At 72.6% G+C, this 26,757-nt stretch carries 24 protein-coding genes and 2 pseudogenes; 13 read left to right on the top strand and 13 right to left on the bottom strand.

Features of this window, described 5'->3' with window-relative positions:
- Nucleotides 1-36: 36 nt before the first annotated feature.
- Nucleotides 37-429: a hypothetical protein gene (locus B085_RS0137750; protein WP_026251861.1), complete on the bottom strand. Its 393-nt coding sequence runs from the start codon at nucleotides 427-429 to the stop codon at nucleotides 37-39.
- Nucleotides 430-546: 117 nt separating this feature from the next.
- Between B085_RS0137750 and B085_RS0137745 the strand changes: the two are divergent.
- A pseudogene (locus tag B085_RS0137745) lies at nucleotides 547-876 on the top strand (SDR family oxidoreductase); the annotation flags it as partial.
- Nucleotides 877-889: 13 nt separating this feature from the next.
- Here B085_RS0137745 and B085_RS0137740 read toward each other — a convergent pair.
- Nucleotides 890-1,228 (bottom strand): putative quinol monooxygenase, encoded by a 339-nt coding sequence (locus B085_RS0137740; RefSeq protein ID WP_018563783.1) that lies wholly within the window; start codon nucleotides 1,226-1,228, stop codon nucleotides 890-892.
- A 146-nt stretch (nucleotides 1,229-1,374) separates the two neighbouring features.
- On the opposite strand from B085_RS0137740, the gene B085_RS0137735 reads away from it, so the two are divergent.
- Complete coding sequence (locus tag B085_RS0137735) at nucleotides 1,375-3,717, top strand: FdhF/YdeP family oxidoreductase (RefSeq protein WP_018563782.1); 2,343 nt, start codon at nucleotides 1,375-1,377, stop codon at nucleotides 3,715-3,717.
- 74 nt (nucleotides 3,718-3,791) lie between these two features.
- Here B085_RS0137735 and B085_RS0137730 read toward each other — a convergent pair whose 3' ends face one another.
- Nucleotides 3,792-4,211 carry an SRPBCC family protein gene (locus tag B085_RS0137730; protein WP_018563781.1) on the bottom strand — a complete coding sequence of 140 codons (420 nt, stop codon included), beginning with the start codon at nucleotides 4,209-4,211 and terminating at the stop codon, nucleotides 3,792-3,794.
- Nucleotides 4,212-4,270: 59 nt separating this feature from the next.
- On the bottom strand, nucleotides 4,271-5,281 hold the full coding sequence (locus B085_RS0137725; protein WP_018563780.1) for an aldo/keto reductase: 1,011 nt from the start codon (nucleotides 5,279-5,281) through the stop codon (nucleotides 4,271-4,273).
- A 356-nt stretch (nucleotides 5,282-5,637) separates the two neighbouring features.
- On the opposite strand from B085_RS0137725, the gene B085_RS0137720 reads away from it, so the two are divergent.
- The 4 genes from B085_RS0137720 to B085_RS0137705 all read left to right on the top strand — a co-directional run bounded on the left by B085_RS0137720 (nucleotide 5,638) and on the right by B085_RS0137705 (nucleotide 8,494).
- Nucleotides 5,638-6,741 (top strand): NADH:flavin oxidoreductase/NADH oxidase, encoded by a 1,104-nt coding sequence (locus B085_RS0137720; protein WP_018563779.1) that lies wholly within the window; start codon nucleotides 5,638-5,640, stop codon nucleotides 6,739-6,741.
- A 160-nt stretch (nucleotides 6,742-6,901) separates the two neighbouring features.
- Nucleotides 6,902-7,480, top strand: a complete 579-nt coding sequence (locus B085_RS0137715) for a GNAT family N-acetyltransferase (RefSeq protein WP_018563778.1) — start codon at nucleotides 6,902-6,904, stop codon at nucleotides 7,478-7,480.
- Nucleotides 7,481-7,670: 190 nt separating this feature from the next.
- The gene (locus B085_RS0137710; RefSeq protein WP_018563777.1) at nucleotides 7,671-7,925 is read left to right on the top strand and encodes a hypothetical protein; all 255 of its coding nucleotides are present in this window, start codon (nucleotides 7,671-7,673) and stop codon (nucleotides 7,923-7,925) included.
- Nucleotides 7,926-7,936: 11 nt separating this feature from the next.
- Entirely contained in the window at nucleotides 7,937-8,494 is a 558-nt protein-coding gene (locus tag B085_RS0137705; RefSeq protein WP_018563776.1) for an AAA family ATPase, read from the top strand.
- On the opposite strand, the gene tpg is transcribed toward B085_RS0137705, so the two are convergent.
- Genes tpg through B085_RS0137690 form a run of 3 tightly spaced genes read right to left on the bottom strand, consistent with a single transcriptional unit; the run spans nucleotide 8,473 to nucleotide 11,482 of the window.
- Nucleotides 8,473-9,021 carry a telomere-protecting terminal protein Tpg gene (gene tpg, locus B085_RS0137700; RefSeq protein WP_018563775.1) on the bottom strand — a complete coding sequence of 183 codons (549 nt, stop codon included), beginning with the start codon at nucleotides 9,019-9,021 and terminating at the stop codon, nucleotides 8,473-8,475. The two genes, B085_RS0137705 and tpg, sit on opposite strands and share 22 nt — an antisense overlap.
- A 16-nt stretch (nucleotides 9,022-9,037) precedes the next feature.
- Nucleotides 9,038-11,101, bottom strand: a complete 2,064-nt coding sequence (gene tap / locus B085_RS0137695) for a telomere-associated protein Tap (RefSeq protein WP_018563774.1) — start codon at nucleotides 11,099-11,101, stop codon at nucleotides 9,038-9,040.
- Between the two features lie 24 nt (nucleotides 11,102-11,125).
- Nucleotides 11,126-11,482, bottom strand: a complete 357-nt coding sequence (locus tag B085_RS0137690) for a hypothetical protein (RefSeq protein ID WP_018563773.1) — start codon at nucleotides 11,480-11,482, stop codon at nucleotides 11,126-11,128.
- Between the two features lie 133 nt (nucleotides 11,483-11,615).
- Here B085_RS0137690 and B085_RS0137685 point away from each other — a divergent pair, with 133 nt between their 5' ends.
- On the top strand, nucleotides 11,616-11,939 hold the full coding sequence (locus tag B085_RS0137685) for a hypothetical protein (protein WP_018563772.1): 324 nt from the start codon (nucleotides 11,616-11,618) through the stop codon (nucleotides 11,937-11,939).
- A gap of 4 nt (nucleotides 11,940-11,943) precedes the next feature.
- On the opposite strand, the gene B085_RS45045 is transcribed toward B085_RS0137685, so the two are convergent.
- Nucleotides 11,944-12,921: an AraC family transcriptional regulator gene (locus tag B085_RS45045; RefSeq protein WP_018563771.1), complete on the bottom strand. Its 978-nt coding sequence runs from the start codon at nucleotides 12,919-12,921 to the stop codon at nucleotides 11,944-11,946.
- A 71-nt stretch (nucleotides 12,922-12,992) separates the two neighbouring features.
- On the opposite strand from B085_RS45045, the gene B085_RS0137675 reads away from it, so the two are divergent.
- Nucleotides 12,993-14,366, top strand: coding sequence for an FAD-dependent oxidoreductase (locus B085_RS0137675; RefSeq protein ID WP_018563770.1), 1,374 nt, complete (start codon nucleotides 12,993-12,995; stop codon nucleotides 14,364-14,366).
- Between the two features lie 468 nt (nucleotides 14,367-14,834).
- On the opposite strand, the gene B085_RS0137665 is transcribed toward B085_RS0137675, so the two are convergent.
- Entirely contained in the window at nucleotides 14,835-15,908 is a 1,074-nt protein-coding gene (locus B085_RS0137665; RefSeq protein ID WP_018563769.1) for a hypothetical protein, read from the bottom strand.
- 201 nt (nucleotides 15,909-16,109) lie between these two features.
- On the opposite strand from B085_RS0137665, the pseudogene B085_RS51780 reads away from it, so the two are divergent.
- Together B085_RS51780 and B085_RS51270 are read left to right on the top strand one after the other, a co-directional pair.
- Nucleotides 16,110-16,919: pseudogene (locus B085_RS51780) on the top strand (GAF domain-containing protein); the annotation flags it as partial.
- A 257-nt stretch (nucleotides 16,920-17,176) separates the two neighbouring features.
- Nucleotides 17,177-17,644, top strand: a complete 468-nt coding sequence (locus tag B085_RS51270; RefSeq protein WP_234018741.1) for a SpoIIE family protein phosphatase — start codon at nucleotides 17,177-17,179, stop codon at nucleotides 17,642-17,644.
- A 269-nt stretch (nucleotides 17,645-17,913) separates the two neighbouring features.
- Here the strand turns inward: B085_RS51270 and B085_RS0137650 are convergent, their stop codons facing one another.
- Nucleotides 17,914-18,750, bottom strand: coding sequence for a polysaccharide deacetylase family protein (locus B085_RS0137650; RefSeq protein WP_078620242.1), 837 nt, complete (start codon nucleotides 18,748-18,750; stop codon nucleotides 17,914-17,916).
- Between the two features lie 114 nt (nucleotides 18,751-18,864).
- Between B085_RS0137650 and B085_RS0137645 the strand changes: the two genes are divergently transcribed.
- Genes B085_RS0137645 through B085_RS0137635 form a run of 3 tightly spaced genes read left to right on the top strand, consistent with a single transcriptional unit; the run spans nucleotide 18,865 to nucleotide 22,429 of the window.
- Entirely contained in the window at nucleotides 18,865-19,389 is a 525-nt protein-coding gene (locus tag B085_RS0137645; protein WP_018563765.1) for a PadR family transcriptional regulator, read from the top strand.
- Nucleotides 19,386-20,072, top strand: a complete 687-nt coding sequence (locus B085_RS0137640) for an ABC transporter ATP-binding protein (RefSeq protein WP_018563764.1) — start codon at nucleotides 19,386-19,388, stop codon at nucleotides 20,070-20,072. Before B085_RS0137645 ends, B085_RS0137640 begins: the two co-directional genes overlap by 4 nt.
- Nucleotides 20,069-22,429 carry an ABC transporter permease gene (locus B085_RS0137635; protein WP_018563763.1) on the top strand — a complete coding sequence of 787 codons (2,361 nt, stop codon included), beginning with the start codon at nucleotides 20,069-20,071 and terminating at the stop codon, nucleotides 22,427-22,429. The genes B085_RS0137640 and B085_RS0137635 overlap by 4 nt, the downstream gene beginning before the upstream one ends.
- A gap of 16 nt (nucleotides 22,430-22,445) precedes the next feature.
- Here B085_RS0137635 and B085_RS0137630 read toward each other — a convergent pair whose 3' ends face one another.
- The 3 genes from B085_RS0137630 to B085_RS0137620 form a co-directional block, all read right to left on the bottom strand.
- Entirely contained in the window at nucleotides 22,446-23,465 is a 1,020-nt protein-coding gene (locus B085_RS0137630; protein WP_018563762.1) for a LacI family DNA-binding transcriptional regulator, read from the bottom strand.
- 41 nt (nucleotides 23,466-23,506) lie between these two features.
- Nucleotides 23,507-25,783, bottom strand: a complete 2,277-nt coding sequence (yicI, locus tag B085_RS0137625; protein WP_018563761.1) for an alpha-xylosidase — start codon at nucleotides 25,781-25,783, stop codon at nucleotides 23,507-23,509.
- 170 nt (nucleotides 25,784-25,953) lie between these two features.
- The gene (locus tag B085_RS0137620; RefSeq protein ID WP_051102267.1) at nucleotides 25,954-26,739 is read right to left on the bottom strand and encodes a carbohydrate ABC transporter permease; all 786 of its coding nucleotides are present in this window, start codon (nucleotides 26,737-26,739) and stop codon (nucleotides 25,954-25,956) included.
- Between the last annotated feature and the right edge of the window lie 18 nt (nucleotides 26,740-26,757).

Raw genomic sequence — 26,757 nt, 5'->3', positions numbered from 1 at the left:
AGGGGTCCTTTCGGCGGTGCGGGGCGGAACGTCCGTTCAGCCCAGCGGGCCGGTGAGGCGGAGCAGTTCGAGCTGACGTGTGAGGCAGCGCAGGTTCTGCATGAGGACCAGCAGGTCGCCCTCCAGCCGCATGTCCCGCTGGAAGCTCGCCGCCCAGATGCCGTGGTACATCGGCTTCGGCACCGGCGAGCAGAACTCCCGCCAGGTCGCGGCGCCGGCCCTGATGGCGAAGTCGTAGGCCGTGAGCGGTTCGGGATCGACGACGAGGTCCTCCACCCTGCCGCGGTGCATGCGCACCAGGAAGGCGTGCCGTTCCATGTCCAGAAGGTAGGTGCAGCTGAAGTAGGCCCCGTGCGCCCTCAGCTCCGCGTCGCCGTCACTGAGCCTGCGGAACTCCTCCACGGGCCCCTGCGTCGTTGCCGTCGTCATGTCCACTCCTCGCTGACGCCGATCTTCGCTCACAGCTAATACACCGTCAGGTGCTCGCCGGGCGCGGGCACGCCGGTACGTCCCCCGCACGGCGCGTCCGGCGAGCACCGCGGCCCCATGTCCAAGACCGCGCTGCTCGCCCTCGGCCGCGGTTTCGCCAAGAGGGCCGCGGGCAGCGGCGTCACCGTCAACTCGGTGATCGCCGGCCCCACCCACACTGCGGGCGTCGAGGACTTCGTCCACCAGCTCGTGGAACCCGGCCTCCCCTGGGACCAGGCGCAGCGGGTCTTCATGCGCGAGCACCGCCCGCAGTCCCTGCTGCAGCGCCTGATCGAGCCCGAGGAGATCGCCGACATGGTGGTCTACCTGAGCTCCGACCTGGCCTCGGCCACCACCGGCGGCGCCCTGCGGGTCGACGGCGGTTACGTCGACGCCATCCTCCCCTGAGACTCCCAGGCGTTCAGGAGACCGTCGTCACGACCGCCTGGCGGTCCAGCAGCAGCGGGACGATCCGCTCCAGCGCCAGGCTCCGGAAGTGGGCGCTGCCGCGGTGCGCGTCCAGGGCCTCCCGGTCGGTGTAGCGCTCGACCAGCACGATGTCGCCACGGCCGGGACCGTCGGGATGGAAGGCCCGGTAGCCCAGGCATCCCGGCTCCGCCCGGGAGGCTTCCACGAGATCGGCGAGCGTGGCGCGGATCTCCTCGTGGCTGCCGGGCGCGGGCGTCCAGCGCGCGATCACCACGATCTGGCCGGGTCGCGCGCCGGTCAGCGGCCAGCCGTTCGCAGGGGTGTCGTCCATGGCTTCCCTCACCTCACCGTCCAGGGCGCCGCCGGGCCGGCGGCCTGTCCGCCGTCCCGGTGCCCGCCCGGGGAGGACAGCGCCCCTCCACCCCCATAGGATAATGATCATCCTCAAATGCCACATTTGCTCCGAAGGTGGTCGGAATGAGCGTCCAGGGCGTGAACGAGCCGACGGCACCCGGCGACGGCCGGCCCGAGGTACCGCCGACCGGCGGTGAGGGCCCCACCGACGGCAAGCAGCCGTCCCAGCACGGCTACCACCACCCGGCCGCCGGCTGGGGCGCCGCCAAGAGCGTGACCCGGGTGCTGCTGAAGGAGCGTGCGCTGGTCGACGGACCCCGGGCGATCTTCAAGATGAACCACGAGAACGGCGGCTTCGACTGTCCCGGATGCGCATGGCCCGACGACACCAAGGGCCTCAAGCTCGACATCTGCGAGAACGGCATCAAGCACGTGACCTGGGAGATGACGCCCAAGCGGGTGACGCGGGAGTTCTTCGCCGCCCACACCGTCACCGAGCTGTCGACCTGGACCGACTTCGCGCTGGAGGACCAGGGCCGGCTCACCGAGCCCATGGTGTACGACCCAGGCACGGACCACTACGTGCCCATCTCCTGGCAGGCCGCCTTCGATCTCGTCGGCCGTGAACTGCGCGCCCTGGACAGCCCGCACGAGGCCTCCTTCTACACCTCCGGCAGGCTCGGCAACGAGGCGACCTTCCTCTACCAGCTGATGGCCCGGGAGTTCGGCACGAACAACCTGCCGGACTGCTCCAACATGTGCCACGAGGCATCGGGCCGGGCGCTGCAGGCGGCCCTCGGCACCGGCAAGGGCACCGCCGACCTCAAGGACTGGGAGTCCGCCGAGGCCCTGTTCATCATGGGCGTCAACGCGGCCTCGAACGCGCCGCGGATGCTGACCGCCCTCGCCGACGCCTACCGTCGCGGCGCCCAGATCGTGCACGTCAACCCGTTGATCGAGGCCGCGGCCACCCGGACGATCGTGCCGCACGAGGTCACGGACATGGCCCTGTTCAAGTCGACCCGGACCGGCACGCTCGATCTGCAGGTGCGCTCCGGCGGCGACATGGCGCTGATGCGGGGCATCGCCAAGGCCGTGCTGGAGCAGTCGGCCGGCGACCCCAAGGCGCTGGACCGGGAGTTCATCGAGCGGTACACCCACGGGTTCGAGGAGTACCGTGCCCTGTGCGAGGCCACGCCCTGGGAGGAACTGGAGCGCCAGTCCGGGCTGACCCGCGCCGACATCCTCAAGGCCGCGGCCGTCTACTCGCGCTCGGACCGCACCCTGATCAGCTGGTGCCTGGGTGTGAGCCAGCACGAGCACGGAGTCGACACCGTCCGCGAGATCGTCAACGTCCTGCTGCTCCGCGGCAACCTGGGACGCGAGGGCGCCGGCCCCTCCCCCGTACGCGGCCACAGCAACGTCCAGGGCAACCGTACGTGCGGCATCGACCACCGGCCGACCGAGGCCTTCCTGGACCGGCTCGGCGCGGTCTGCGGCATCGACCCGCCGCGGGAGCACGGGATGGACACGGTGGGCACCATCGCCGCCATGCACGAGGGCAGGGTCAAGGTGTTCGTCGGTATGGGCGGCAACTTCGCTCTCGCGGCGCCCGACACCCCGTACACCGCCCGGGGACTCGCCAAGTGCGCGCTGACCGTGCAGGTGAGCACCAAACTCAACCGCAGCCACCTCGTCCACGGCGAACAGGCGCTGATCCTGCCGTGCCTGGGCCGTACCGAGAAGGACGAGCAGCGGCGCGGTCTGCAGGCCACGTCCGTCGAGGACTCCATGAGCATGGTCCACCTGTCCGTGGGGATGAAGCGGCCCGCGTCGTCGCACCTGCTCTCCGAGCCCGCCATCATCGCGGGCATGGCCCGCGCCGCCCTCCCCGGCAGTTCCACGCCGTGGGAGCACTACGTCGAGGACTACGACCGGATCCGCGACACCATGGCCCGGGTCCTCGACGGGTTCGAGGACTTCAACCGCCGCGTCCGGCTCCCGCTGGGCTTCCGGATCCGTCAGCCCGCGCGGGAACTGGTCTTCTTCACCCCTTCCGGGCGGGCCGAGTTCTCCAGCGCGCCGCTGCCGGACGTGGTGCCACCCGACGGGATGCTCGTACTGCAGACCATGCGCTCCCACGACCAGTGGAACACCACGATCTACTCGGACGACGACCGCTACCGCGGCGTGCGGAACCTGCGCACCCTCGTCCTGATGAACCCGGCCGACATGCGCGCCCGGGACATCGGGCCGGGCACGCTCGTCGACATCACGGCGACGGCGAAGGACGGCAGCAGGCGGGCCCTCACCGGCTACCGCGCGCTGCCCTACGACATGCCCCGCGGCTGCGCGGCCGGCTACATGCCGGAGATGAACGTGCTCATCGCCGCCAACGACTACAGCAGCCAGAGCGACCAGCCGCTGATGAAGAACGTGAAGGTCACCATCGGCCCCACCCCCTGAGGCGGCTCACGGCGGCACGACGCGGCGGCGCTCCCCCCACCACGGGACGTGGCAAGGGGAGCGCCGCCGCGGGTTCAGCCGGTGAGCGTGCCGTGGAGCGCTTCGAGGCCGTCGCGGTAGATGCCGGTGAACAGCTCGACCACCTCCGCCTCGCCGGCCCCGTCAGGGACGAACCGGCCGCTCCACACGACCTCGGCGACCTCCGGCCTACCGGGCACGGCATGGACACGCAGGTCGGAGACGTACCCGCTCACGGGGAAGGGCGCTTCCAGGATCGCGTACGCGTAGTGGCGCTCGGCTTCACTGAAGGCCACCATGCGCTCGACGATCACGTCACCCTCGGGTGTGCGGAGCCTGCGCGCCCGCCCGCCCTCCAGGGGGCTGCTCTCCGGGATGAACGGGAGCCAGTCAGGCAGCCCGTGGAAGCCGCCGATCAGGCTCCAGACGCGTTCGGGCGATGCGGGTACGACACGGCTGACCGAAGTGGACGCCATGGTCTTCCTCCTTGGCTGGGGGCGGGGTGACGGGGCGGGGTGACGGGACCGGGGGCGGTTCAGGCGCCGTTCGGGAGCGGCGCGGCGGGGCTGACGAGGCCGGAGGCGCGCAGATCGGTCCAGAACGCGGCCGGGACGTCCTCGTGGAGCGCTGCGATGTCCTCGGCGATCCGGCCCGGCTTGGTGGCGCCGGGGACGGCCGCGACGGCCACCGGGTGCGCGAGGGAGAACTGCAGGGCAGCGGCCTTGACGCTCACCCCGTGGCGTGCCGCGATCTCCTTGATGCGCCGTACGCGCTCGACGACCTCCGGGGGCGCGTCCTGGTACTCGAAGTGGGTGCCGCCGGCGAGGACCCCGGAGCTGTAGGGACCGCCGACGACCATGCCGACGCCCTGCTCCTGCGCCTTGGGCAGCAACCGCTCCAGCGGGCGCGCGTGGTCCAGCAGGGTGTAGCGGCCCGCAAGCAGGAACCCGTCGGGCTGCGGCTCGTCCAGGTCCAGCGTCAGCTCGATGGGTTCGACCCGGTTCACACCGAGGCCCCAGGCCTTGATGACGCCTTCGTCGCGGAGCCGGGACAGCACGCGGAAGGCGCCGGTGCGGGCCTCCTCGAATTTGTTCAGCCACAGGTCGCCGTGAAAGTCCTGGGCGATGTCGTGCACCCAGACGATGTCCAGGCGGTCGACGCCGAGGCGCTTCAGGCTGCCCTCGATCGACCGCTCCGTGGCGTCGGCGGTCCACTCGTGGAGCATCGCGTTCGGACGCCCGTGCTCGAACAGGCCGCCCTTCTCGCCGAGGTCGCGGGCGCCCGGCTCGGGCTCGTCCAGGATGACGCGGCCCACCTTGCTGGCCAGTACGAACGAGTCGCGGGGTTTCTGCGAGAGCAGCTCGCCGAGCCGAAGCTCCGCGAGGCCCGCGCCGTAGAAGGGGGCCGTGTCGTAGAAGCGGACGCCCTGGTCCCAGGCGGCCTCCAGGGTGGCGCTCACCTCCTCCTCGGGGATGGCGCGGAACATGTTGCCGAGGGGGGCGGTACCGAAGCCGAGGCGGCCGGGGATGAGTTCCTTGAGCGACATGATGGTGCCTTTCGACGACGGTGTGCGGGGGCGGTGTGCGGGGTGCGGTGTCCGTCCGCGGGGCCGGTTCGCGAGGGGGATCGCCTCCGGCGCGCCGGGATCCGGCATCGGCCGGAGGTGCGTCGGACGGGGTCTGCACCCTGCCCGGCGCCTTGCGGCACCGAGATTACTTGCAGACGCTGACTAATGCAAACGCTTGATACCTGCGTCATGCGAATGCCGGTGACCGACCCCGTTACGGGAATTAATCCGCGTGTGCAATTATTGATTGAGCCTGTAGGGCGCAGGCGCATGAATGAGACGCCGACTCGTCGCCGCGCGGCCCGGCCCCGTCCGCCCCCAGAGGAGACAGCTTCGTGACCACCACTCTGTTCGATCCCCTCACCCTCCGGTCCCTGACCGTTCCGAACCGGATCTGGATGGCCGCCATGTGCCAGTACAGCGCGGCGCCGGACGGCGAGCAGGCGGGCGTGCCGAACGACTGGCACTTCACGCACCTCGCGGCGCGGGCGGCAGGCGGCACCGGCCTCATCATCACCGAGGCCACCGCGGTCAGCCCCGACGGCCGGATCAGCCCGTACGACCTCGGCATCTGGAACGACACCCAGGTCGACGCCTTCCGGCGGATCACCGCGTTCCTGAAGTCCCAGGGGACCGTGGCCGGCATCCAGCTCGCCCACGCCGGGCGCAAGGCCTCCACCGAGCGGACCTGGGTCGACCGCGGCGCCCCCATCGCCCCCGGCGAGCCGCACGGCTGGACGCCGGCCGGCCCCAGCGCCGTCCCGTTCGACACCGGCTCCACCACGCCGGAGGAACTCGGCACCGAGCAGATCGCCCGGATCGTGGCGGACTTCGCCGACGCCGCCCGGCGCGCCCTGGACGCCGGGTTCCAGGTCGCCGAGATCCACGGGGCCCACGGATACCTCATCAATCAGTTCCTTTCCCCGCACAGCAACCACCGCACCGACGGCTACGGCGGGGACTTCGAGGGCCGCACCCGTTTCGCGCTGGAGATCGTCGACGCCGTCCGCGCGGTGTGGCCGCAGGACCTGCCGGTCTTCTTCCGCATCTCCGCGACCGACTGGCTGAGCGAGAACGCCGACGACGACCGGGAGGGCTGGACCGCCGACGACACCGTCCGCCTCGCCAAGGAGCTGCAGGCCCGGGGCGTGGACCTGATGGACGTCTCCACGGGCGGCAACGCGCCGAACGCCAAGATCGCCGTCGCTCCCGACTACCAGGTCCCGTTCGCCGAGCGCGTCCGCAACGAGACCGGTATGCCCGTCGCGGCCGTCGGTCTCATCACCGAGCCGGACCAGGCGCAGGCCATCGTCGGCTCCGGCAGGGCCGACGCGGTCCTTCTCGGCCGCGAGCTGCTGCGCGACCCGTACTGGGCGCGCCACGCGGCATCCGCGCTGGGCGGGAAGGTCAGCACCCCGGTTCAGTACCACCGCGCCTGACGGAAGTAACACGCTCCTTTCTCGTCCCCGTCCCCGTCGCACCGCCGTGCGGCGGGGACGGCGCATCGAGCGGCGAAACCGCCTTGCGCGGCGGCGTCCGGCGCCGGGAGCATCACATCCGTCATCCGTCATCCGCCGACGGCACGCGAGGTTCTGCGACGTGAGCTACACGCTGCGTGAGTACACCCCGGCCGACGAGCTCTCCTGGCTGCGCTGCAGGGTGCTCTCGTTCCTGGGCACCGCCTACTACGACGACGTCGACCGCGCCAAGCCGCCGATCCCGGCCCCGGGTCTGGAACTCGTCGCAGTCGACGGGTCGGGGGCGGTCGTCGCCATCATTGACACCGCCGTCGACGCCGGCGGCACCGCCCTGGCGACCATCGACACCGTCGCCGTCCACCCCGACCATCAGCACCGCGGCCTCGGCCGCGCCCTCCTGCGGCGCACCCGCGCCGAGGTCCGCGAACGGGGCGCGAGGACTCTCGACGCCTGGACCCGCGACGACCCCGGCACCCTGGCCTGGTACCGCGCCATGGGCTTCACGGAGAGCGACCATTACCTGCACGTGTACGCCCACCGCTACACCGCCCCCGGCGAACCGGACCGCGCGATCCTCACCCCCCGCCCCGGTCTGCGGCTCATGGGCGCCTTCCTGCACGCCGAGCTGGCGGACGAGGCCCGCCTGCGTGCGGAGTTCAGCCGGGTGCACGTGTGCCGGCGCTTCTCGATGACGGTGTGACGCCGAGTCCTCCGGTTCCGGGAGGAGCCGGTCCGGCGATGCCGGACGCCCCACGAACGAGAGCACGAAGGCAGAGAACGAGCCGTCGGCAGCCATCACGGTCTCCGGACCGGCCGGGCCCCCGCACCGACGGCGCACCCGTGGGAAATCGCCGCGCCGACCGGCGGGGATTCCGGCACGATGGTGGCCCGTGAGTGACGTCCTGCTCGGCCTGGCCGGCAATCCCTCGCTGCCCCGCGCGTCGGTCGACCGGCTGATCGCGACGGCGGACGGCGAACTCGCCGAAGCACTCGCCGAACGGCCCGATCTCACCCGTGCCCAGGTGGTCGCCCTGGCCGCCCGCGATCAGGGTGCCGCGCTGCAGCTGGCCTACGTCCTGTGCCCGGGCGCTCCGGTCGCGGAGGCGCCTCGCCCGTGCTTGTTCCCACGGGCTGAACGGCGCTAGCGTCGAGGTTCATGATCGTATGGCTCAACGGCACCCACGGCGCGGGCAAGACGACGACCAGTGCGTTCGTACAGCGGCTGATCCCGGATTCACGGGTACTCGACGCCGAGAAGGTCGGCGAGACGCTCATGGACATCACACCGGGACTGCCCGAGACGGGCAACTTCCAGCACTGGCCGCCATGGCGGCCGCTCGTCGTCGAGACCGCCCGCCGGGTCCTCGACTACACCGGCGGCACCCTCGTGATGCCCATGACGGTCCTGGTCGAGCGGTACTGGCGCGAGATCAGCACGGGTCTCGCCGAACACGCCATCCCGGTGCGGCACTTCGTCCTCCACGCCGACCAGGAGACCCTCCGGGGGCGCATCGAGAGGGACACCGTCCTCGGGCCCTCCACGTTCCGCCTCGAGCACCTCGGGCCCTACGCCGAGGCGGCCCGTACCTGGCTGCACGACGAGGCCGAGGTCGTCGACACCACGCACCTGACGCCCGCCGAGGCAGCCCTGCGCATCGCCGAGGCCGTCGAGGGCCGACACGGCGGCCGGGCTCAGAACTCGAACTCGACGTAGTCGATGTCGGTGAAGTCGACCTGCAGTCCCTGGGCGCGGCGGCCGCGGTCCTGGAAGTAGATCTCCTGAAGGCCCTCCGCCGCGATGGCGCGCAGGCGGTCCTCGCCGGCGCCCGCGGACTGGGCGGCGAAGAGGCGGGCCGCGTAGTCGGGGGGCAGCGCCTGTGTGACCAGGCGGAGGCGGGCGTCGTCCGTGGAGCCCGGGGCGGCCGTGAAGCCGAAGCGGGCGCGGGTCTCGATGACGATGCCGCCGGTGGTGGCCGCGCGCTGCCTGGCGCGCTCGCGGACACGGGGCTGCCACCGCCTGCGGACCTCGTTCTCGAGGCGGGCGGCAAGGTCCTTGCGGGGGCGTTTGAGCCGTCCGGCCAGGTAGCGCTCGACGGTGCGCTGCGAGACGCCGAGCAGTGCGGCCACGGCCCTGGTGCCCTTCTCCTGCTTGACCAGGAACCGCATCTGGGCCTGCGCCGACTTCGGCACGGGCCGCGTGAAGGTCTTCTCCGTGGCCTTGTCGAGGCCGTCGCCGAGCATGCCCACCGAGGGTCTCCTACTCTCCGTCGAGTGCGGCGTCGCCGCCCTTGATGTGGCGGGCGGGGTTGTGTCCGTCCTCGAGCAGCTCCACGGCCCACATCAGGGACTGGGTGCCTTCGTGCTTGACCATCCCCGGCGAGACGCCGAGCCGGAAACCACCCTGCAGCGGTCGGCCCTCCGGTGTGCGCGGCAGGAAGTCCAGCGGGCCCGGGCCGTCGGACAGGTAGACGGCGCAGTCGGACAGCACGGCCACCGGGAAGAGGCCCGCGGCGGCGAACCTGACCATCTTGCGGTGCATGTTGACCCGCGCGGTGGCGATGACCGCGGCACGGATGTCGGGGCGCCATGTGGGGCGGTCGAGGGCGGCCCAGCGCTCCCCCGGACGGTACCCGGCACCCTGGGGTCGCTCGCGGAGCTTGCCGATGCCGCCTTTGACGGTGGCCTTGACGGCCGAGAGCAGTGCCGCGCGGGACGGGTCGGCCTCCTTGTGGTGCTCCATCGCGGCGAGGAAGTCGGCCTCCGGCATGCCGGGGACGACGCCGAGTTCGGCCATGGTGGCCATGTACGCGTCGCGCAGCCTGCCGTACCAGGCGTCGAGGTACGCGCCGTGCTCGGGGCGGACGTACGCCTCGACCGGGCGCACCACGTGGCCGAGTTCGGCGGCGTAGGCCACGGTGGGCGTCGCGTACCAGGCGGGGCCCTCGGGCCGGGCGCCGTCCGGGGTGAACGGGTTCGGCAGGCGCGGGTCGAGGTCGATGTGCGAGAGGTCGACGAGCCAGGAGCCGGGCAGCGCCTTGTCGAACTCCGGGGCGCGGACGTGGACGGCGGCGCCCAGGCCGACGTTCAGCCGGTTCGCGGCTGCGGCGAACGCCATGTTGACGTCGATCCCGACCGCGTACTTCCTGGCGCACTCGTCGTCGGTGAGCAGTTGCGGGTCCCGGATCCATTCGAAGGCCTCCTCGTCGAGGACCTCCTCCGGGGTGCGGCGGTGCCCGCGCGCGAACCGTGAGGCCACGACGGGGTGTTCGTCGGGCGCCTCGGGGGGCGCCGGGTCCACGGGCCGTGTGAGGGCGCCGGGGTTCGGCCCGGAGACCCACGCTCCGGTCGCGTGGTCCTTGACCGCCCGGGTCGGTGGGCGCAGGGCCGTCATGAGTTCGAGGCCGCTCACCGCGGTCGAGCCGCGCGGGGTGAGGACGCGGTGCGCGTAGTCCGCGAGCAGTCGGGCCAGTTCGGGGGGCGGCAGGTGTTCCGCACCGCCCCAGGAACGGGTGTCGAGCGCGCCCCAGGGCAGGACGGCGAGCTGTACGCACTGGCGCCTGCCGTCCTGCGCGGGGCGGTAGACGCGGGCCCACGGGCCGAAGCCGCGGCGGGTGAGCTGCCACTTGGCGCGGGCGATCTGCCGGACGGCCTTGTGGTCCGCGGGCAGGCGCAGGGCCCGGCGGTCCTCCAGGACGGCGGGCAGGCCCAGGCGTTCGGCGGCCGGAGCGGTCAGGACGATCAGCGGATCGGCGTCCTTGCCGTTGCGGTGCAGCCGCGGCGCACCGAGCTTCGCCTCGGCGAGCGTCCAGGCGACGAGCGACGGTACGTCGGTCGCCGGGCACGAGAGCACCAGGCCGCCGGCGCAGTAGGCGGCGCCGTCACCGTCCAGCACGGCGAGCGGGCCGTTGGCGAAACGCGGATCCGCCGTGGCGGGGGCGGGCGCCGTCTCCTTCCGAACGGGCGCCGTCTCCTTCCGCGCGCGGGCGGGCGCCGTTCGCACGGGGGCGGCGGGCTCGGTGACGGGCTCGGGCGCGACGGCCGCGACGGCCGCGACGGGGGCGGGCTCGGGCGGGGCATCGAGTTGAGCGGCGATGCCGTCCAGCAGCTTGGCGTACGCGGCGCGGGTGGCACCCTGCGGCTCGCTGCGCCCGGCCTCCCAGCCGGCCACGGTCGTCCGGGTCACGTCGAGCGCCTCGGCGACCTCGACCTGGGTCAGGCCGTACTCGGTACGCAGCCGGGCGCGTTCGGCGGGCTCGGGCAGACGGGTCCGCCGCGGCCCCGACTTCAGGAGGGCGTCGACGGGATCGGACGTGCTGGCCATGCGGCGGTGGGCTCCTTCGCTGCTTCAGTCCTGGCCTGTTCCAAAGGCGCGGCGGGGTTCCGCGTCAAGGAACTGGCGCAGGTGCTGCCCCGTGAGGATACGGGCCGGATTGCGCCCCGGGGGCAGCGGAAGCCTGCGGCCCAGTGCCCAGCGGAAGCGCCCTGCGGGTGCCAGGTCGAACAGGTACTTCCCGCCGCTGCCGTCGTCGGCGCGGCTGCCGCGGATCTCGAACGCGCCGACGCAGACCCCTCCGTCGACGAACGCCAGCAGGAAGTCCCCGTGCTGGTCGACCGTCCGGGCCGAGAAGCGCCAGGCCCGGGCCGCGCTCTCCTCGACGGTGCGCCCGTCGCGCAGCGCCTGCCGTACGTCCACCGCCAGCATCTTTGGCCCTCCCTCCACGGCTCTGCCCTGCCCCGGGCCCGTTCGAAGCCCGCTTCGACGGACTTTATCGGCCGATAAAGCGAGCCGTTGGCACCGACGCGCCCGCGAGGAGGGCCGACGTAAGGTGTGGTGCGTGAATGACCTGCTGGGCTGTCTGGTCCTGGCGGCCGTACTGGCCGTGATCATGGGTGTGTTCGCCTGGCTGGCGCGGGTGATCCGGCGCCGCGGCGTCGCCGGGCACGCGGTCGCCGCCGCGCTGGCCTCCTACGAGGAGGCGTTCCGCGTCACGTCCTACGAGGCGCACCAGGAGATCCGGACCCAGGCCGGGCGCAAGCTGCCCCTGGAGTCGCCGGACGATCCGTGGCGCCCGGCCCGGCTGGCCCTACCGGCCCGTGCCGCCGCCCGCTCCGCGCGGCGGCCGAGCGGGTGGGTACGCCGTCTGCGGCGGCGCCGCTGAGCGGTCACGGCCCGGATGTGTCCGCGCCGTTCGCGGCGCGCAGGCGCAGGACGGAGGCCTCCTCGCCGGGCACGCCCTGACGCGCCGCTCGGCGAAGCCGGGCGGGGGTGTCGCCCGCCGCGATGCGGAAGGCACGGCCGAAGGCGGATTCCGAGGCGTATCCGACGGCGGCGGCCACGGAGGCGACCGGCTGCTCGGTCTGTGTGAGGAGCTCCGCGGCGAGGAGCATGCGCAGCCGCATCAGGAACTCCCCGGCGTTCAGCCCGGTCTCGCGGCCGAAGTGCCGGATGAAGGTGGCCCTCGACATGGAGTTGAGCGCGGCGAACTTCTCGATGCCCCAGTCGTGGGCGGGGTCGCGCAGGACGGCGTCGGTGACGGTCCGCACGACGCCGCGGGTGGAGGCGAGCCACGCCACCCGGTTCACGCCGGACACCCCGCGCAGGGCCAGTGTCAGCAGCACGTCGCAGAGGGAGTCGAGGACGGCCTGCGTGCCCGGGCCCGCGGTGCGGGCCTCGTCGCGCATGAAGGCGCTGAGCAGCGCGAGGGGGCTGCCCGCACCGGCGCCGAGCGGGACGTGCAGCACTTCGGGCAGCATGCCCATCAGCACTTGGCCCGCGCCCGGCTCCCATGTGTAGTGACCGCAGAACAGGTCGACGGGCGCCGCATCGTCGCCCGGCGCGGTCCCGCTCACCAGGGCGTACGGGCCGACGTCACGGTGTTCGACGGACACGGCCGGGCCGGTCCCGTGCGTGTGGACGCGGTGCGCGGTGCCGCGTGGCAGGAGCACCATGTCGCCTGCCCGCAGGTCGATGCTCCGGCCGGGCAGTTCGAGGGTGCACTCGCCTTCCAGCAGCAGATGGAAGGGCGAGCTGCCGGTCCCGCCCGCGGGGTTGTCCAGGGTGTGGCTCCCGGCGATCAGGCAGCGGATGTCTACGCTGCCCCGCAACCGGGCGAGGTGGACCACACGACTCAGGGTGTCCATGAGACTTTCTCGATAGAAATCGGTACTGACTGATCTTGGCATCTCGCCTCAGGGACAGCAAGGTGGGGGCCATGGAAACCATGCATGTCGATCTCCTCGTGATCGGATTCGGCAAGGGCGGCAAGACCCTGGCGGGGCGGATGGGCCGCCTCGGCCGGCGCGTCGCCATCGTCGAGCAGTCGGACTCGATGTACGGCGGCACCTGCGTCAACGTGGGGTGCGTACCGACCAAGGCGCTGATCCACCACGCCGGCGCCCGCCGCCCGGACGATCCGCCGGAGGCGGGGTTCCGTGACGCTGTGCACAGCACGACCCGGCTGACGGACGCGCTCCGCGCGAAGAACTTCGAGATGCTCGACTCCGTCGACTCGGTCACGGTCATCACGGGCCGTGCCCGGTTCGCCGACCCGAAGACCGTGGAGGTGAGCGCGGGCACCGACCGGCTGCTCGTCACCGCGGACACCGTCGTCGTCAACACCGGTGCGGAACCGGTCGTGCCCGACGTACCGGGGCTGCGCACCAGCGCGTACACGCGCACCAGCACCGACCTGGTGCGCGACCCGAGGCGTCCGGCCCGCATGGTGATCCTCGGCGCGGGCTACCTGGGTCTGGAGTTCGCCGGGATGTACCGCGCGTTCGGCACCGAGGTGACCGTCCTGGAGGCGGGGGCACGGGTGCTGCCGCGGGAGGACGAGGACGTCGCGGGCGCCGTGGCCGCCGTCCTGGCCGACGAGGGAGTCACCCTGGTGACGGGGGCGGCGGTCACCGGTGTCACGGACGCGGCGGACCACGCCACCGTGCACTACCGCGTCGACGGCCGGGACCTGACGGCCGACGCCGACGCCGTCCTGGTCGCGACCGGACGCAGGCCCGCCACGGCGGGGCTCGGCCTCGAGGCAGCGGAGATCCGTACCACGGAGTCGGGCGCGATCGCCGTGGACGAGTACCTGCGCACCAGCCAGCCGCACGTCTTCGCCGTCGGGGACGTCAACGGCGGGCCGCAGTACACCTACATCTCGCTCGACGACAGCCGGATCGTGGGCGACCAGCTGACCGGCTCCGGCACGCGCACGACCCGGGACCGCGAGGCCGTGCCGTACACGGTCTTCACGACGCCCCCGCTCTCCCGCGTCGGCCTCACCGAGCAGCAGGCGCGCGAGCAGGGGTACGCCGTCGGGGTCGCGGAGAAGGCGGTCGCCGAGATCGCCGCGATGCCCCGGGCGAAGATCGTCGGGGAGACGCGGGGGCTGATGAAGTTCGTCCTCGACACGGCGACGGACCGGGTGCTCGGTGCGGCCCTGTTCGGCGTGGACTCGCAGGAGCTGGTCAACACCGTCGCGTTGGCGATGCGCCACGGGGTCACGGCGAGCGAGCTGCGCGACGCCATCTACACGCACCCGAGCTCGACCGAGGCCTTCAACGAGGTGCTGGCCACCGTTCGGTGAGCCTGGGCCCCTCCGCCGCCGGTGGCTTGTGAGGCGAACCGCGCATCGCCGGACAACGTCCACAGGACGCGGTACGCACAACGCCCCCGGCGGCCGAAGGGCCGGACGCGAGTTCTGGGAGCGTCGCCACGCGCGGACGCCGACGCCGACGCCGAGTCGGGGCCGGAGAGCGTCCGGGCACAACGCGCGCTGCGGGCCGACCGGAACACCGCGCGGGGCGAACGGTTCACCGAGTTGCGGCAGATCACCCGTCCCACGCTCGTCGTGAACGGCCGGAACGACATCATGGTCCCGACGGTCAACTCGTGGATCTGGCGCAGCACGTCCCGCACGCACAGCTCGCCGTCTTTCCGGACGCGGGCCACGGGGCGCTCTTCTCGTACCCGCGGCTCTTCTGCGCCCACGTCGCCCGCTTCCTCGACAGCCAGGTGCCCTTCACCTGGCCCTGCCGCGGGCCGGCCGCCGTCGCTACCCCTCCGCCGCGACGGCCCGGTGCCGGCCGGCGGCGCGGACGGCGTACCGCACGGTCGCCGCGTACAGGACGAGGAACGCGCCGCTGACCAGGGCGACCACCAGCCAGGTCAGGCCCTGCCCACCCGGGACGCCGGCGCCGTGCAGCCAGCGGACGAGGAAGTTGCCCGTGGCGGCCGCGGGGAAGGAGAAGACCCAGTAGCCGACGTGGAACCCGTCCTGGCGCACGTGCGGCACGAGGAACAGCACGATCAGGACGGTGAAGAGCACCAGCCCGGCGAAACCCTGGCCGACGGGGTCGACCCGGCCGCCGTGGGCGGCGGTCCAGGCGAGGCCGCCCACGGCGGGCGGGATCGTCAGGACGGTCAGCGTGGGGCGGGCGTGTCCGGGCAGGCCGCCGGCGACGAGGCGGCCCAGGACGACGGTGCCGAAGGCGAGCCAGTACAGGACGCCGACCGCGAAGGCGGCGGCCGCCGCGTCGGGGAGCCGGACCGCGGTGGCGGTGGTGCTGGCGATGAAGGGTCCGGAGACCACCGGCAGCAGGTAGCCGGGGTGGAGCGGGGCGGCGCCCAGGCCGCCGCTCACCCAGTGGGCGAGCAACCGGGCCGCGATGACGGCCGAGGCGAGCGCGAACAGCGCGTACGACCAGCGGGCGCCGTCGACACCGAAGCGGGCGAAGTGACCGGTGGCCAGCATGCCGACGATAGGGACGTAGGCGAGGGCGAAGCCCTGACCGGGGTGGTGGAGGTCGTCGACCACATTGCGCCAACGCGTCCCGCCGTGCCGCAGGTACTGCGCCAGCAGCACCACCCACACCAGGGCGCTGACCACGAACAGGACGTCGCTGACGCCGAGGGGCGCGTCCACCGTCGCCGCTGCGGACTGCCAGAGTCCGCCCAGGCCCGCCGTGCCGAGGGAGACCGACATCAGCCCGATGCGCGTCGCACGCCGGGGGCCCCCGCCGTTCCCGGCGGCGGCGTGCGCGGGCCGCGACGACGCGTCGGTGGGGGCGTCCGGGGGCGCGTCCGCGGGCGTGACGATCACGGGTGCGTCCAGTGCGGCCGACTGCATACGGGGGTCTCCTCGGATTCGGGTGGTTTCAACTTTAAACCAGTGTCGCTCCACCGGCTCCGGCCCGGATCCGGGCCCGGCCGAGATGCCCGCACCTGTCGGAGGGGTCTATCGTCCACATATGGGAGCGCCCCGGCCGCGCCGAAACGGCGTTCCCCGGCGGCGAACGGCCCGTTGGACACCGCGCGGGGCCGGTGGGTGATGGGCGCAAGCGCGGCGCCGGGCGCCGCGCCGCAGGAGGAGGCCGCACTCGACCGCGTTCTGGCGGAAGTGGCGGGAATCACCGGGTCCCACGCCGCCGGGGTGTTCCTGCTCGTGCCGAACGCCCAGGCGCTGCGACTGGCGGTGGTGACGGGTCTGTCCGCGGGCGCGGTGCGGCCGTGGTCCCGGCTGGCGCTCGCGACCCCGGCCCCCGTCTCCGTCGTGGCGGGCGAAGGGCATCCGGTCTGGGTGCACGGCCACGACGAACTCGCCCGCCGGTTCCCGCGCACGGCCTTCGCCCTGCCGTACCGGTTGGCGATGTACGTCGTCCCGCTCCACACCGGCACCACGGTGTCGGGCGTGCTGCAACTGCTGTGGCCCGACACCCGTCCCGAGCGGCTCTCCCCGGACGAACGGGCCGCGGTCACCCGCGCCGCGGACCGGATGGGCGGGCTGCTGACCCAGGCCGCGGCCCGGGGGCGGCCGTTGCGGCCGGGCGCCGTGCCCCGGGTGCTCGCGCCGGACCCCCCGCCTCCCGTGCCGTCCGCCGAGGCCCAGGCGGCGGACCTGGCGGAGCGCCTGAACGAGGGCGTGCTCGCGCTGGATCTGGAGGGGCGGGTGACCTTCCTCAACAGCAGGGCCGCCGAGCTGCTCGGCCGCGACAAGCGTCAGCTGATGCGCACCCGCCTCTGGGAGTCCCTGCCCTGGCTGATCGACCCCGCCTACGAAGACCCCTACCTGGCCGCCCTTTTCAGCCGGCTCCCCACGGACTTCACCGCGCTGCGCCCCCCGGACGACTGGCTGTCCTTCCGGCTCTACCCCGACACCACCGGGATCAGCATCCGCCTGCGGACCGCCCCCGCCCCGGCGGGCAACCGGCTTCCGCCCACCACTCCCTCCGGGACCGCGCCGACCCGCGCGGGCGCCCTGTACCGACTGCTGTACATCGCCTCGTCGCTCACCGAGGCGGTCGGCGTCCGGGACGTGGCGGCGTCCGTCCCCGAGCAGATCATGCCCGTCCTCGGGGCCGACGGCCTGTCACCAGCTGCCTGTACGCCCAGCTCGACGTGCCCGGGCACCGCGCGCTGCTGGCGAGCGCCGGCCACCTGCCCGCGCTGCTGCGCCACCGGTCGGGCCGTACCGAGGTCCTCGACGTCCCGCCGGGCCTCCTGCTCGGGGTGGACGTCGCCGCGGAGTACCGGGCGGCGGAGGTGCCGATACCGCCGGGTCACTGGACGACCTGGCCGACGAACTCCTGCGGGAGGCGCAGCGGACCTCGGGCGGCCGGGACGACATCGCCCTGCTGCTGGTGGGCCCGGGGCCGGGGACCGGCGGGTGAGGGGCGGCACCGCGGTCAGCCCGCCCGTGCGGCGAGGCGGAACCGGCCGAGGGCGTCCCCTGTCAGCCGGCGCACCTCCGCCCAGGTCCCGTCGACCGCCGCGTCGCCGCGCAGCCGGCGCTCCGCGGGTTGCGCCGCCCACCAGCGGGCGCGGCGCAGCGCGTCGACGCCGCCGACCGCCCCGGTGACCACGTAGTAGTGGTGGACGAGCACCCCCGAACCGGCGCGATGGCGCAGCCCGACCAGCCAGACGTCTACGGCGTCGTGACGCCCGGAGGGGATCCCGTCGGGGCGCGCACCCCGTCCGCCGGCCCGCGCCGGGCCGGCCGGGAGGTCGGCGGCCCCGGAAGGGTGGGTGTCGCTCATCTCTCACTCCCGCCACGCGGTCCGGCTCCCGTCACCCACGGTGGCCCGGGCGGCGGCGTCGCGGCCACGTCCTTCCGGCCGTATGCCCCTCGGATCCGGTCAGGGGCGGTAGACGGTCCCGGGCTGCGGGGTGCCCGGCGCGAGCAGCTGCGGAACGGTGACGAAGGTGAAGCCCCGCCGCTTGAGCGCGTCGATGATCCCGGGCACGGCCCGCAGGGTGCCCCGGTAGCCCTTGGCGTCAGGGCCGGGGACGACGTCGTGGAGCAGGATGATGCCGTCGCGGTCGGCCTGATCCAGGACGCGCTTGGTGATCACGTCGGGGTCGTTCGTCTCGTAGTCCTTGGCGGTGACGCTCCACAGCACCTCGGAGAGGCCCATCTCGCGTGCGATCCCCTGGACGGTGTCGTTGGTGCGTCCCTGCGGCGGGCGCATGAGGGTGGGACGGCGGCCCGTGATCCGCTCTATCGCGTCGTCGGGGCGGCTCAGCTCCTCACGTATCTCCTTGGGGTCGATCTCCGTGAGGATCTTGTGCGACCAGGTGTGGCTGGCCACCTCGTGCCCCTCGGCCACCATGCGCTTGACCATGTCCGGGTAGCGCTCGACGTGGTTCTTGCCGAGCAGGAAGAAGGTCGCGGGCACCTGCTTGTCCTTGAGGACGTCGAGCAGCCGCGCGGTGTTCTTGCTCGGTCCCGCGTCGAAGGTGAGCGCGATGCACTTGGCCTTCCGGCAGTCGACGCTGCCGAAGTCGCCCTTGCCGGTCTTGCCGGCCTCCTGCCGCACGGTGTCGGGGGAGGTGGTCTCGACGCGGGTGCACCCGGTGAGGGCGAGCGCGATCGCCAGCCCGGCCACCGGAAGCGCCGCCCATCTGCGGACGGTCCGGGCGGAGGAGGCGTCATGTCGGGCGGGCAGGGGGCGTCGAGGCCGGATGAATCGCATGACCGCGACTATACACATAGGGTATACATGTTATTCATATCGGGGGTGCTCCCCGCCGGCGCCCCGTGAACCGCGTCAACATGGGGTGTATACGCCATGTGTATATTGACGCGCATGTCCATCGGTCACACCCTCCTCGGCCTCCTCGAATCCGGACCGCGTCACGGCTACGACCTCAAGCGGGCCTTCGATGAGCGATTCGGCCACGACCGCCCTCTGCACTACGGGCAGGTCTACTCCACGATGTCGCGGCTGCTGAAGCACGGACTGGTCGAGGTGGAGGCGATAGAGCCCGGCGAGGGGCCCGAACGCAAGCGGTACGCGATCACCGAGGCGGGCGTCACCGATGTCGCGCGGTGGCTCGCGACCCCGGAGAAGCCCGAGCCGTACCTGCAGTCGACGCTCTACACCAAGGTCGTCCTCGCCCTGCTCACCCGACGCGACGCAGCCGACATCCTCGACGTGCAGCGCGCCGAGCACCTGCGGCTGATGCGCGACCTGACGGAACGCAAGCGCACCGGGGACCTGGCCGACCAGTTGATCTGCGACCACGCCCTGTTCCACCTGGAAGCAGACCTGCAGTGGCTGGAGTTGACCGCGGCGCGCCTGGACAGGCTCGCCCGGGAGCTGAGCGCATGACGGCCGCCGAGCCCCTGCTCGTCGCCGACGGCCTGTGCAAGAGCTACGGCTCGACACCCGCGCTGGACGGGGCCGGCTTCTCGATACGCGCCGGTGAGGTCGTCGCCGTGATGGGCCCCTCCGGCTCCGGCAAGTCCACCCTGCTGCACTGCCTCGCCGGAATCGTCGTCCCCGACTCCGGCACCATCACCTACCGCGGAGACGAGCTGTCCGCGATGAACGACGCCCGGCGCAGCGCGCTGCGCCGGGGCGATTTCGGCTTCGTCTTCCAGTTCGGGCAGCTCGTCCCCGAACTCACCTGCGCGGAGAACGTGGCGCTCCCGCTGCGGCTGAACGGCACCTCCCGCAGGGAGGCCGCGCGCACCGCCCTGGAATGGCTGCGCCGGCTCGAGGTCGACGACGTCGCGGCGCAACGCCCCGGGGCGATCTCCGGAGGACAGGGGCAGCGGGTCGCCGTCGCACGCGCTCTGGTGACCGCCCCCCGTGTGCTGTTCGCCGACGAACCCACCGGCGCGCTGGACTCCCTCAACGGCGAACGCGTGATGCGGTTGCTCACCGATGCCGCCCGCGACACCGACGCCGCGGTCGTCCTGGTCACCCACGAAGCCAGGGTGGCCGCGTACTCCGACCGCGAGGTGGTCGTACGCGACGGGAAGGCCCGCGACACGGCACGCGCGGCATGAGGCCCGGCGACTCCCCCCGCGGCATCCGCCGGAGCGGGATCCAGGACCTGGCGATGGGCGTCCGGTTCGCCGTCACCGGCGGGCGCGAGGCCTGGGTGCGTACGCTCCTGACCGCCGTCGGCGTCGGCCTGGGCGTGGCCCTGCTGCTGCTCGCGGCCGCCCTGCCGAACGCGCTGACGCAGCGTCACGACCGGGAACGCGCCCGCAACGACATGACGTACACCTCGCTCGCCGAGCACCGGGCCGAGGACACCATGCTGATCGCCACGGTCGACACCACCTACCGCGACCAGGAGGTGCGGGGCCGCCTGCTGCAGCCGGAGGGACCGCGGCCGCCGCTGCCGCCGGGCGTCGGCAGGCTGCCCGGGCGCGGGACGATGGTGGCCTCCCCCGCCCTGCGGCGGCTGCTCGCCGCGCCGGAGGGAAGGCTGCTGAGCGAGCGGCTGCCGTACCGCATCACCGGCACCATCGGCCGGGACGGGCTCGTCGGACCGGACGACCTCGCCTACTACGCGGGCACCAAGGGGCTTGCCGTCGGCGCCGCGGCCGAGCGGACCGTCCGCGTCGAACGCATCCACGCCTTCGGCTCCGTCGACCGGGGCGGCACGACCGACCCCGTCCTCGTGCTGCTCGTGCTCATCGTCTTCGTGGCGCTGCTCATGCCGGTCGGCGTGTTCATCGCCGCCGCCGTCCGATTCGGCGGGGACCGCCGCGACCGCAGGCTCGCCGCGCTGCGCCTGCTCGGCGCGGACGCGGCGGCCACGCGACGCGTCGCCGCCGGCGAGGCCCTCGCCGGCGCCCTGTGCGGACTCGCCGTCGGTGCCGTGCTCTTCGCGGCCGGCCGCGTCCTCGCGGGCCGGGTCAGCCTCTATCGCGTCAGCGTCTTCCCGGGCGACCTCACGCCCGCACCCGTGCTCACCGCCCTGGTCGCCGTCGCCGTCCCGGCCGCCTCGGTGGCCGTGACCCTGCTGGCGCTGCGCGGCGTGGTCATCGAGCCGCTCGGTGTCGTGCGCACGACGAGGCCACCGCACCGCCGCCTGTGGTGGCGGCTGCTGCTGCCGCCGGGCGGGATCGCCCTCCTGTCCCCGATGGTCGGACAGGGCCGGAACCGCGGGAACTTCAACCAGGGGCTGGTGGTCGGCGGCACCGTGCTACTGCTGATGGGCGTCACGGCGCTGCTGCCGTGGATCGTCGAGGCGGCCGTCGGCCGTCTCGGCACCGGTGCGCCCTCCTGGCAGCTCGCGGTCCGCAGGCTCCAGCTGAACAGCGGCACCGCGGCCCGCACCGTGAACGGCATCGCCGTCGCCGTCGCCGGTGCGATCGCGCTCCACATGCTCTTCGCGGGCGTCGAAGGCTCGTACACCCGCGATACCGGCAACGACCTCTCCCGGGCCCAGATGGAGGTGTACCTCCCGGCGGGCGACTCCCCCGCCGACGCCGCCCGGCGCCTCACCGCCGGCGACGCCGTCTCCCGGGCGACCCCGCTGTCCGTGGGGGCACTCGGCGAACGCACCCGGGAGCCCGAGCGGTACCTCGAACTGACCGTGGGCACCTGCGACGCGCTGCGCGAGGTCGCCAGGTTCTCCGCCTGCCGCGACGGCGACGTCTTCGTCGTCCAGGACCGCTCGTACGACGAGGACACCGTCCGCGCGGCGAAGCCCGGGCGTGTGATGTACGTGGACCCGGGCTACGCCGACTCGGCGGGACTCGCCATCGCCTGGCGCCTGCCGCCCGGCCTGAAGAAGGCCCGCACCCGCGCCGATCCCAGCGGCTACGAGCGCGGCGGCGTCCTCGTCACCCCCGCGGCCCTCCCCGCGGCCGCCGCCCGGGCGGTCACGGGGCGGGTCTACGTCTCGCTGAACCGCTCGGTCCCCGACGCGCCCGAGATCGTGCGTAACACGGCGGCGGCGGTCGACCCGCTGGCCGACGCCCACGAGTACGTCACCCACACCCGGTCCGCGCGCTACTCCTCGATCCGCACCGGCGTGTTCGTCGGCAGCTGCTGCGTCCTGCTGCTGATCGGCGCGAGTCTGCTCGTCTCCCAGCTGGAGCAGTTGCGCGAGCGCCGGAAACTGCTGTCCACCCTGGTGGCCTTCGGCACCCGGCGCAGCACCCTCAGCCTGTCGGTGCTCTGGCAGACCGCCCTCCCCGTCGGGCTCGGCCTCGCCCTCGCGTGCGTGGTGGGGCTGACCCTGGGGGCGGTGCTGCTCCGCATCGTCGGCGCGAACGTCACCGTCGACTGGGCCGACGTGGCCGCCATGACCGGCGTCAGCGCGGCCGTCGTCCTGCTGGTGACCGCGCTCAGCCTTCCCGCCCTGGTCCGCATGATGCGCCCGGACGGGCTGCGCACCGAGTGACGCCGTGCGGAGCGGGTCAGGGCGCCGCGACCGGCGGCGTGGCGGTGGTGGCCCGGGGGGTCAGGACCGCGGAGAGCACGGTCGTCTCCGGGACGTTGTCGCGGCCAGCGAGCTTGGCCATCAGGAGCTCCACCGCGCGGGTGCCGATCTCGACGGAGGGGATCGAGACGGACGTGATGGGCACCGGTGCCTGCTCGGCGGTCTCGTCGGGGCTGATCGCGGTGACCGAGAGGTCCTCCGGGACGCGCAGTCCCATGGCCTGGAACGCCGAGATCAGGGGCTGGGTGATCGGCTCGTTGTGGACGACGACCCCGGTGAGCCCCGGCTGCTCGCGCAGCAGTTGCTCGGCCATGGCCCGCGCGGCGGCAGGCGTCTCGGGGCAGGGGTGGACGGACGAACGCAGGCCGAGGCGGTCGGCGGCGGCCGTGAACCCCGCGGCGACCCGGCGGGCGAAGCCGGTGCCGCGGACGTAGACCTCCGGGGGCGAGCCGACGAGGGCCACGGTGCGGTGGCCCAGCGCGGCGAGGTGCTCGACGCACGCCTCGCCGGCACCCGCGAAGTCCAGGTCGACACAGGTCAGCCCGGCGGTGTCCGAGGGGAAGCCGATGAGCACGGACGGCCGGTCCAGAACGCGCAGCAGGGGCAGCCGCCGGTCGTCCGTCTCGACGTCCATGATGATGAAGGCGTCCGCCATCGCGCTCTGGGCGACCCGGTTGATGCCCTCCTCCCCCTCGTTCTGCGTGAGGAGGAGGACATCGTGGTCGTGCTCCCGGGCGGCGGTCAGCACGGAGGTGGCGAACTGCATGACCACGGGCACGTGGATGCCCTTCCGGAGGGGCAGCACCAGGCCGATCACCCGTGACCGGCTGCTGGCCAGTGACCGGGCCCCGGCGTGCGGCCGGTAGCCCAGTTCACGGATGCTGTCCTCGATGCGCCGCCGGGTCTCCGGGGAGATCGGCCTTTTGCCGCTGAGGGCATAGCTGACGGTGCTCGGCGACACGTTGGCGTGCCGCGCGACGTCAGTGATCTTGACCATGCAACTCCTCTCCCCTGCCTGCGTGCTGCGCCGGACCGCCCTCAGGAGCCGGAGAGCTCCAGGGTGAGGACGGGCGTACCGGCCGCCGCACGCGCGGAGGGACCGCCGGCGACCTCGACACCCCACGGCAGGGACGCGTCGGAGGTCTCGGCCCGCAGCGTGGAGCCCTCGCGCACGACGGTGATCTCGGCCGCGGCCGTACCGTCCTCGCGCGGGATCCGCACGGTGGTGCGCGAGCCGTCGGCCGGCTCGAATACCCGGACGGTCACGTCGTCCGCCCACACGTAGTCGGGACGGTCGTCGACCGAGCCGACCGGGATCACCGAACCGGGCCGGGCAAGCAGCGGGATGCCGAGGTAGTCGTGGGTCTCGCGCACCCAGCGCGGGCCGGTGACCTTCTCGCCGGTCGTGAAGTGCGTCCAGGTGCCCTCGGGCACGTAGTACGACACTTCGCCGTCCTCGGAGAACACCGGCGCGACGAGCAGGTCGCCGCCGAGCATGTACTGGCGCTCCAGCGAGGCGCAGCCCGGGTCGTCGGGGAACTCCAGCACCATGGCGCGCATCATCGGGATGCCCTCGGTGTGCGCCTGGTGCGCGGCACCGTAGAGGTAGGGCATGAGGCCGAGCTTGAGCTTGGTGAAGTGGCGGAGGACGTCCACGGCCTCCTCGTCGAACAGCCACGGCACCCGGTAGGAGGAGGAGCCGTGCAGCCGGCTGTGCGAGGAGAGCATGCCGAACGCGGTCCAGCGCTTGAACAGACCGGCGTCGGGCAGACCCTCGAAGCCGCCGATGTCGTGGCTCCAGTAGCCGAAGCCGGACAGACCGAGGGAGAGGCCGCCGCGCAGGGACTCCGCCATCGACTCGTACGTGGACTCGCAGTCGCCGCCCCAGTGCACGGGGAACTGCTGGCCGCCGGCCGTCGCGGAGCGGGCGAAGAGCACCGCCTCGCCCTCGCCACGGTGCTTGCGCAGCACGTCGAAGACGGTCTTGTTGTAGAGCTGCGTGTAGTAGTTGTGCATGCGCTCCGGGTCGGAGCCGTCGAACCAGGCGACGTCGGTGGGCACGCGCTCGCCGAAGTCGGTCTTGAAGCAGTCGACGCCCTGGTCGAGGAGGGCCTCGAGCTTGGAGGCGTACCAGGCGCAGGCGTCGGGGTTGGTGAAGTCGACCAGGGCCATGCCGGGCTGCCACAGGTCCCACTGCCAGACGCCGCCGTCAGGGCGCTTGAGGAGGTAGCCGGCCGCCTTGCCCTCGGCGAAGAGCGGGGAGCGCTGGGCGATGTAGGGATTGATCCACACGCAGATGTGCAGGTCGCGCTCCTTCAGGCGGCGCAGCATCCCCTCCGGGTCGGGGAAGACCCGCGGGTCCCACTCGAAGTCGCACCAGTTGAACTCGCGCATCCAGAAGCAGTCGAAGTGGAAGGCCGACAGCGGCAGGTCGCGCTCGGCCATCCCGTCGACGAACCCGGTGACGGTCTGCTCGTCGTAGGAGGTCGTGAAGGAGGTGGTCAGCCACAGCCCGAACGACCAGGCCGGCGGCAGCGCGGGCCGGCCGGTGAGCGCGGTGTACTTGCGCAGGATCTCCTTCGGCGTGGGGCCGTGGATGACGTAGTACTGCAACTGCTGGCGCTCGGCGCTGAACTGGACCCGCGAGACCTGCTCGGAGGCGACCTCGAAGGAGACCTTTCCGGGGTCGTCGACGAAGACGCCGTAGCCGGCGTCGGTCAGGTAGAACGGGACGTTCTTGTAGGACTGCTCGCTGCTCGTGCCGCCGTCGGCGTTCCAGATGTCGACGGTCTGGCCGTTCTTGACCAGCGGGCCGAAGCGCTCGCCGAGCCCGTAGACGGACGTGCCGACGGCCAGCCGGAGCTGCTCGCGGACGTGGTGTTCGCCCTCGGCGGTCTCCATCAGCGCCATGGCCTTCACGTCGCTGCTGGTGAGGGTGCGTCCGTCGGCCTGGAACTCCATCCGCCACTCGCCGTCGAGGCGGAAGCGGACGCTCAGGTCGCCGGAGGTGAGGACGGCCTGCTCCTCGTCGACGGACACGACGGGCTCGTGCGGCTCGTGGTGCAGCTCGAAGTGCGGCCCGGTCTCGACGTCGCCCTCGAAGTGGGTGATCCGCACGCCGATGACACCGGGCATCGGCGCGGTGCAGTCGACGGTGATGAGCGGGCCCTTGAGCAGGTCGCCGCGGTGCCGGATGTGCTGGGTGGGCGCGTGGACCCGCAGCGTTCCGGGACCCGGGACGGCATCGAGGACCTCGGCCGGATACGCCGCCGTGACGCCTTCGCGCAGCAGCCAGTACCCGTTGGTGAACTTCATGGTCGATGCCTTTCCCGGTGGGCGGCCACCGGCGTTCTCGGTACGTGTGGGAGCAGGTGGGACCGGCTCTGCCTCCTGCCCGCGCAGGGGGGAGGCAGAGCCGTGGGCGGAACGGGGCGAACGTCACCCGCCCGGGTGGAGGGCCGCGGACACGGTGGTCCGGGCGCGGGTCACTTCACTGCGCCGACGGCGATGCCGCGGGTGAGCGTCCGCTGGAAGAGGAGGAAGAACACGATGGCGGGCAGCGCGCCGAGCAGGCCGGCCGCGTTGGTCATCGTCGCGTCCATCAGTCGCTGGCCCTGGAGCACGCCGAGCGCCACCGAGACGGTCTGGTTGTCGTTCGACGGCAGCATGACCAGCGGGAGCAGGAACTCGTTCCAGGTCCAGATGAAGAAGAACACCAGCAGGACGCCGAGGGTGGGCCGGCTGACCGGGACCACCATCCGCCACAGGATCTGCCAGCTGTTCGCGCCGTCGATCCTCGCCGCCTCGATGATCTCCTTCGGGAAGGCCCCGAGCACGGAGGAGAGGAGGTAGGTGCCGAAGGCCGCCTGGACGACACTGAAGACGATGATCAGGCTCAGCCTGGTGTCGTACAGCCCCACCTGCTTGGACAGGTAGTACAGCGGGTAGACCAGGGCCTCCTGCGGCAGCACGTTGGCCAGCACGAAGAAGGCGAGGAAGTACGCCTTGCCCTTGATCCGCCCGATGCCGATCGCATACGCGTTGAGCACCGAGAGGATCACGCCGAACACGGCGACCGAACCCGAGATCACGACCGAGTTCACGAGCGTGTGCCCGAAGTTGACCCGGGTCCAGAAGTCCGTCAGGCCGTCCAGGTGGATGCCGTGGGGCAGGGAGAGCGGGCCGTGCGCGGAGTAGTCGGCGGGCGACTTCAGTGCGTTGATGAGCACGATCAGGAGCGGCAGCACCATGAAGATCGCGCCGAGGATCATCGCCACCAGCACCGGGTA

The sequence above is a fragment of the Streptomyces sp. BoleA5 genome, assembly GCF_000373665.1.
Taxonomy (GTDB): Bacteria; Actinomycetota; Actinomycetes; order Streptomycetales; family Streptomycetaceae; genus Actinacidiphila.
The sequence above is the reverse complement of the archived record's forward strand: the minus strand, read 5'-3'. Positions and strand labels throughout refer to the sequence as shown.

Bases quoted from the DNA above. Each gene is read 5' to 3' on its own strand.
- B085_RS0137750 (WP_026251861.1), bottom strand. From the start codon at position 429: ATGACGACGGCAACGACGCAGGGGCCCGTGGAGGAGTTCCGCAGGCTC.
- B085_RS0137740 (WP_018563783.1), bottom strand. From the start codon at position 1,228: ATGGACGACACCCCTGCGAACGGCTGGCCGCTGACCGGCGCGCGACCC.
- B085_RS0137735 (WP_018563782.1), top strand. From the start codon at position 1,375: ATGAGCGTCCAGGGCGTGAACGAGCCGACGGCACCCGGCGACGGCCGG.
- B085_RS0137730 (WP_018563781.1), bottom strand. From the start codon at position 4,211: ATGGCGTCCACTTCGGTCAGCCGTGTCGTACCCGCATCGCCCGAACGC.
- B085_RS0137725 (WP_018563780.1), bottom strand. From the start codon at position 5,281: ATGTCGCTCAAGGAACTCATCCCCGGCCGCCTCGGCTTCGGTACCGCC.
- B085_RS0137705 (WP_018563776.1), top strand. From the start codon at position 7,937: ATGATCGTATGGCTCAACGGCACCCACGGCGCGGGCAAGACGACGACC.
- tpg (WP_018563775.1), bottom strand. From the start codon at position 9,021: ATGCTCGGCGACGGCCTCGACAAGGCCACGGAGAAGACCTTCACGCGG.
- tap (WP_018563774.1), bottom strand. From the start codon at position 11,101: ATGGCCAGCACGTCCGATCCCGTCGACGCCCTCCTGAAGTCGGGGCCG.
- B085_RS0137690 (WP_018563773.1), bottom strand. From the start codon at position 11,482: ATGCTGGCGGTGGACGTACGGCAGGCGCTGCGCGACGGGCGCACCGTC.
- B085_RS45045 (WP_018563771.1), bottom strand. From the start codon at position 12,921: ATGGACACCCTGAGTCGTGTGGTCCACCTCGCCCGGTTGCGGGGCAGC.
- B085_RS0137675 (WP_018563770.1), top strand. From the start codon at position 12,993: ATGGAAACCATGCATGTCGATCTCCTCGTGATCGGATTCGGCAAGGGC.
- B085_RS0137665 (WP_018563769.1), bottom strand. From the start codon at position 15,908: ATGCAGTCGGCCGCACTGGACGCACCCGTGATCGTCACGCCCGCGGAC.
- B085_RS0137650 (WP_078620242.1), bottom strand. From the start codon at position 18,750: ATGCGATTCATCCGGCCTCGACGCCCCCTGCCCGCCCGACATGACGCC.
- B085_RS0137645 (WP_018563765.1), top strand. From the start codon at position 18,865: ATGTCCATCGGTCACACCCTCCTCGGCCTCCTCGAATCCGGACCGCGT.
- B085_RS0137640 (WP_018563764.1), top strand. From the start codon at position 19,386: ATGACGGCCGCCGAGCCCCTGCTCGTCGCCGACGGCCTGTGCAAGAGC.
- B085_RS0137635 (WP_018563763.1), top strand. From the start codon at position 20,069: ATGAGGCCCGGCGACTCCCCCCGCGGCATCCGCCGGAGCGGGATCCAG.
- B085_RS0137630 (WP_018563762.1), bottom strand. From the start codon at position 23,465: ATGGTCAAGATCACTGACGTCGCGCGGCACGCCAACGTGTCGCCGAGC.
- yicI (WP_018563761.1), bottom strand. From the start codon at position 25,783: ATGAAGTTCACCAACGGGTACTGGCTGCTGCGCGAAGGCGTCACGGCG.
- B085_RS0137620 (WP_051102267.1), bottom strand. From the start codon at position 26,739: ATGATCCTCGGCGCGATCTTCATGGTGCTGCCGCTCCTGATCGTGCTC.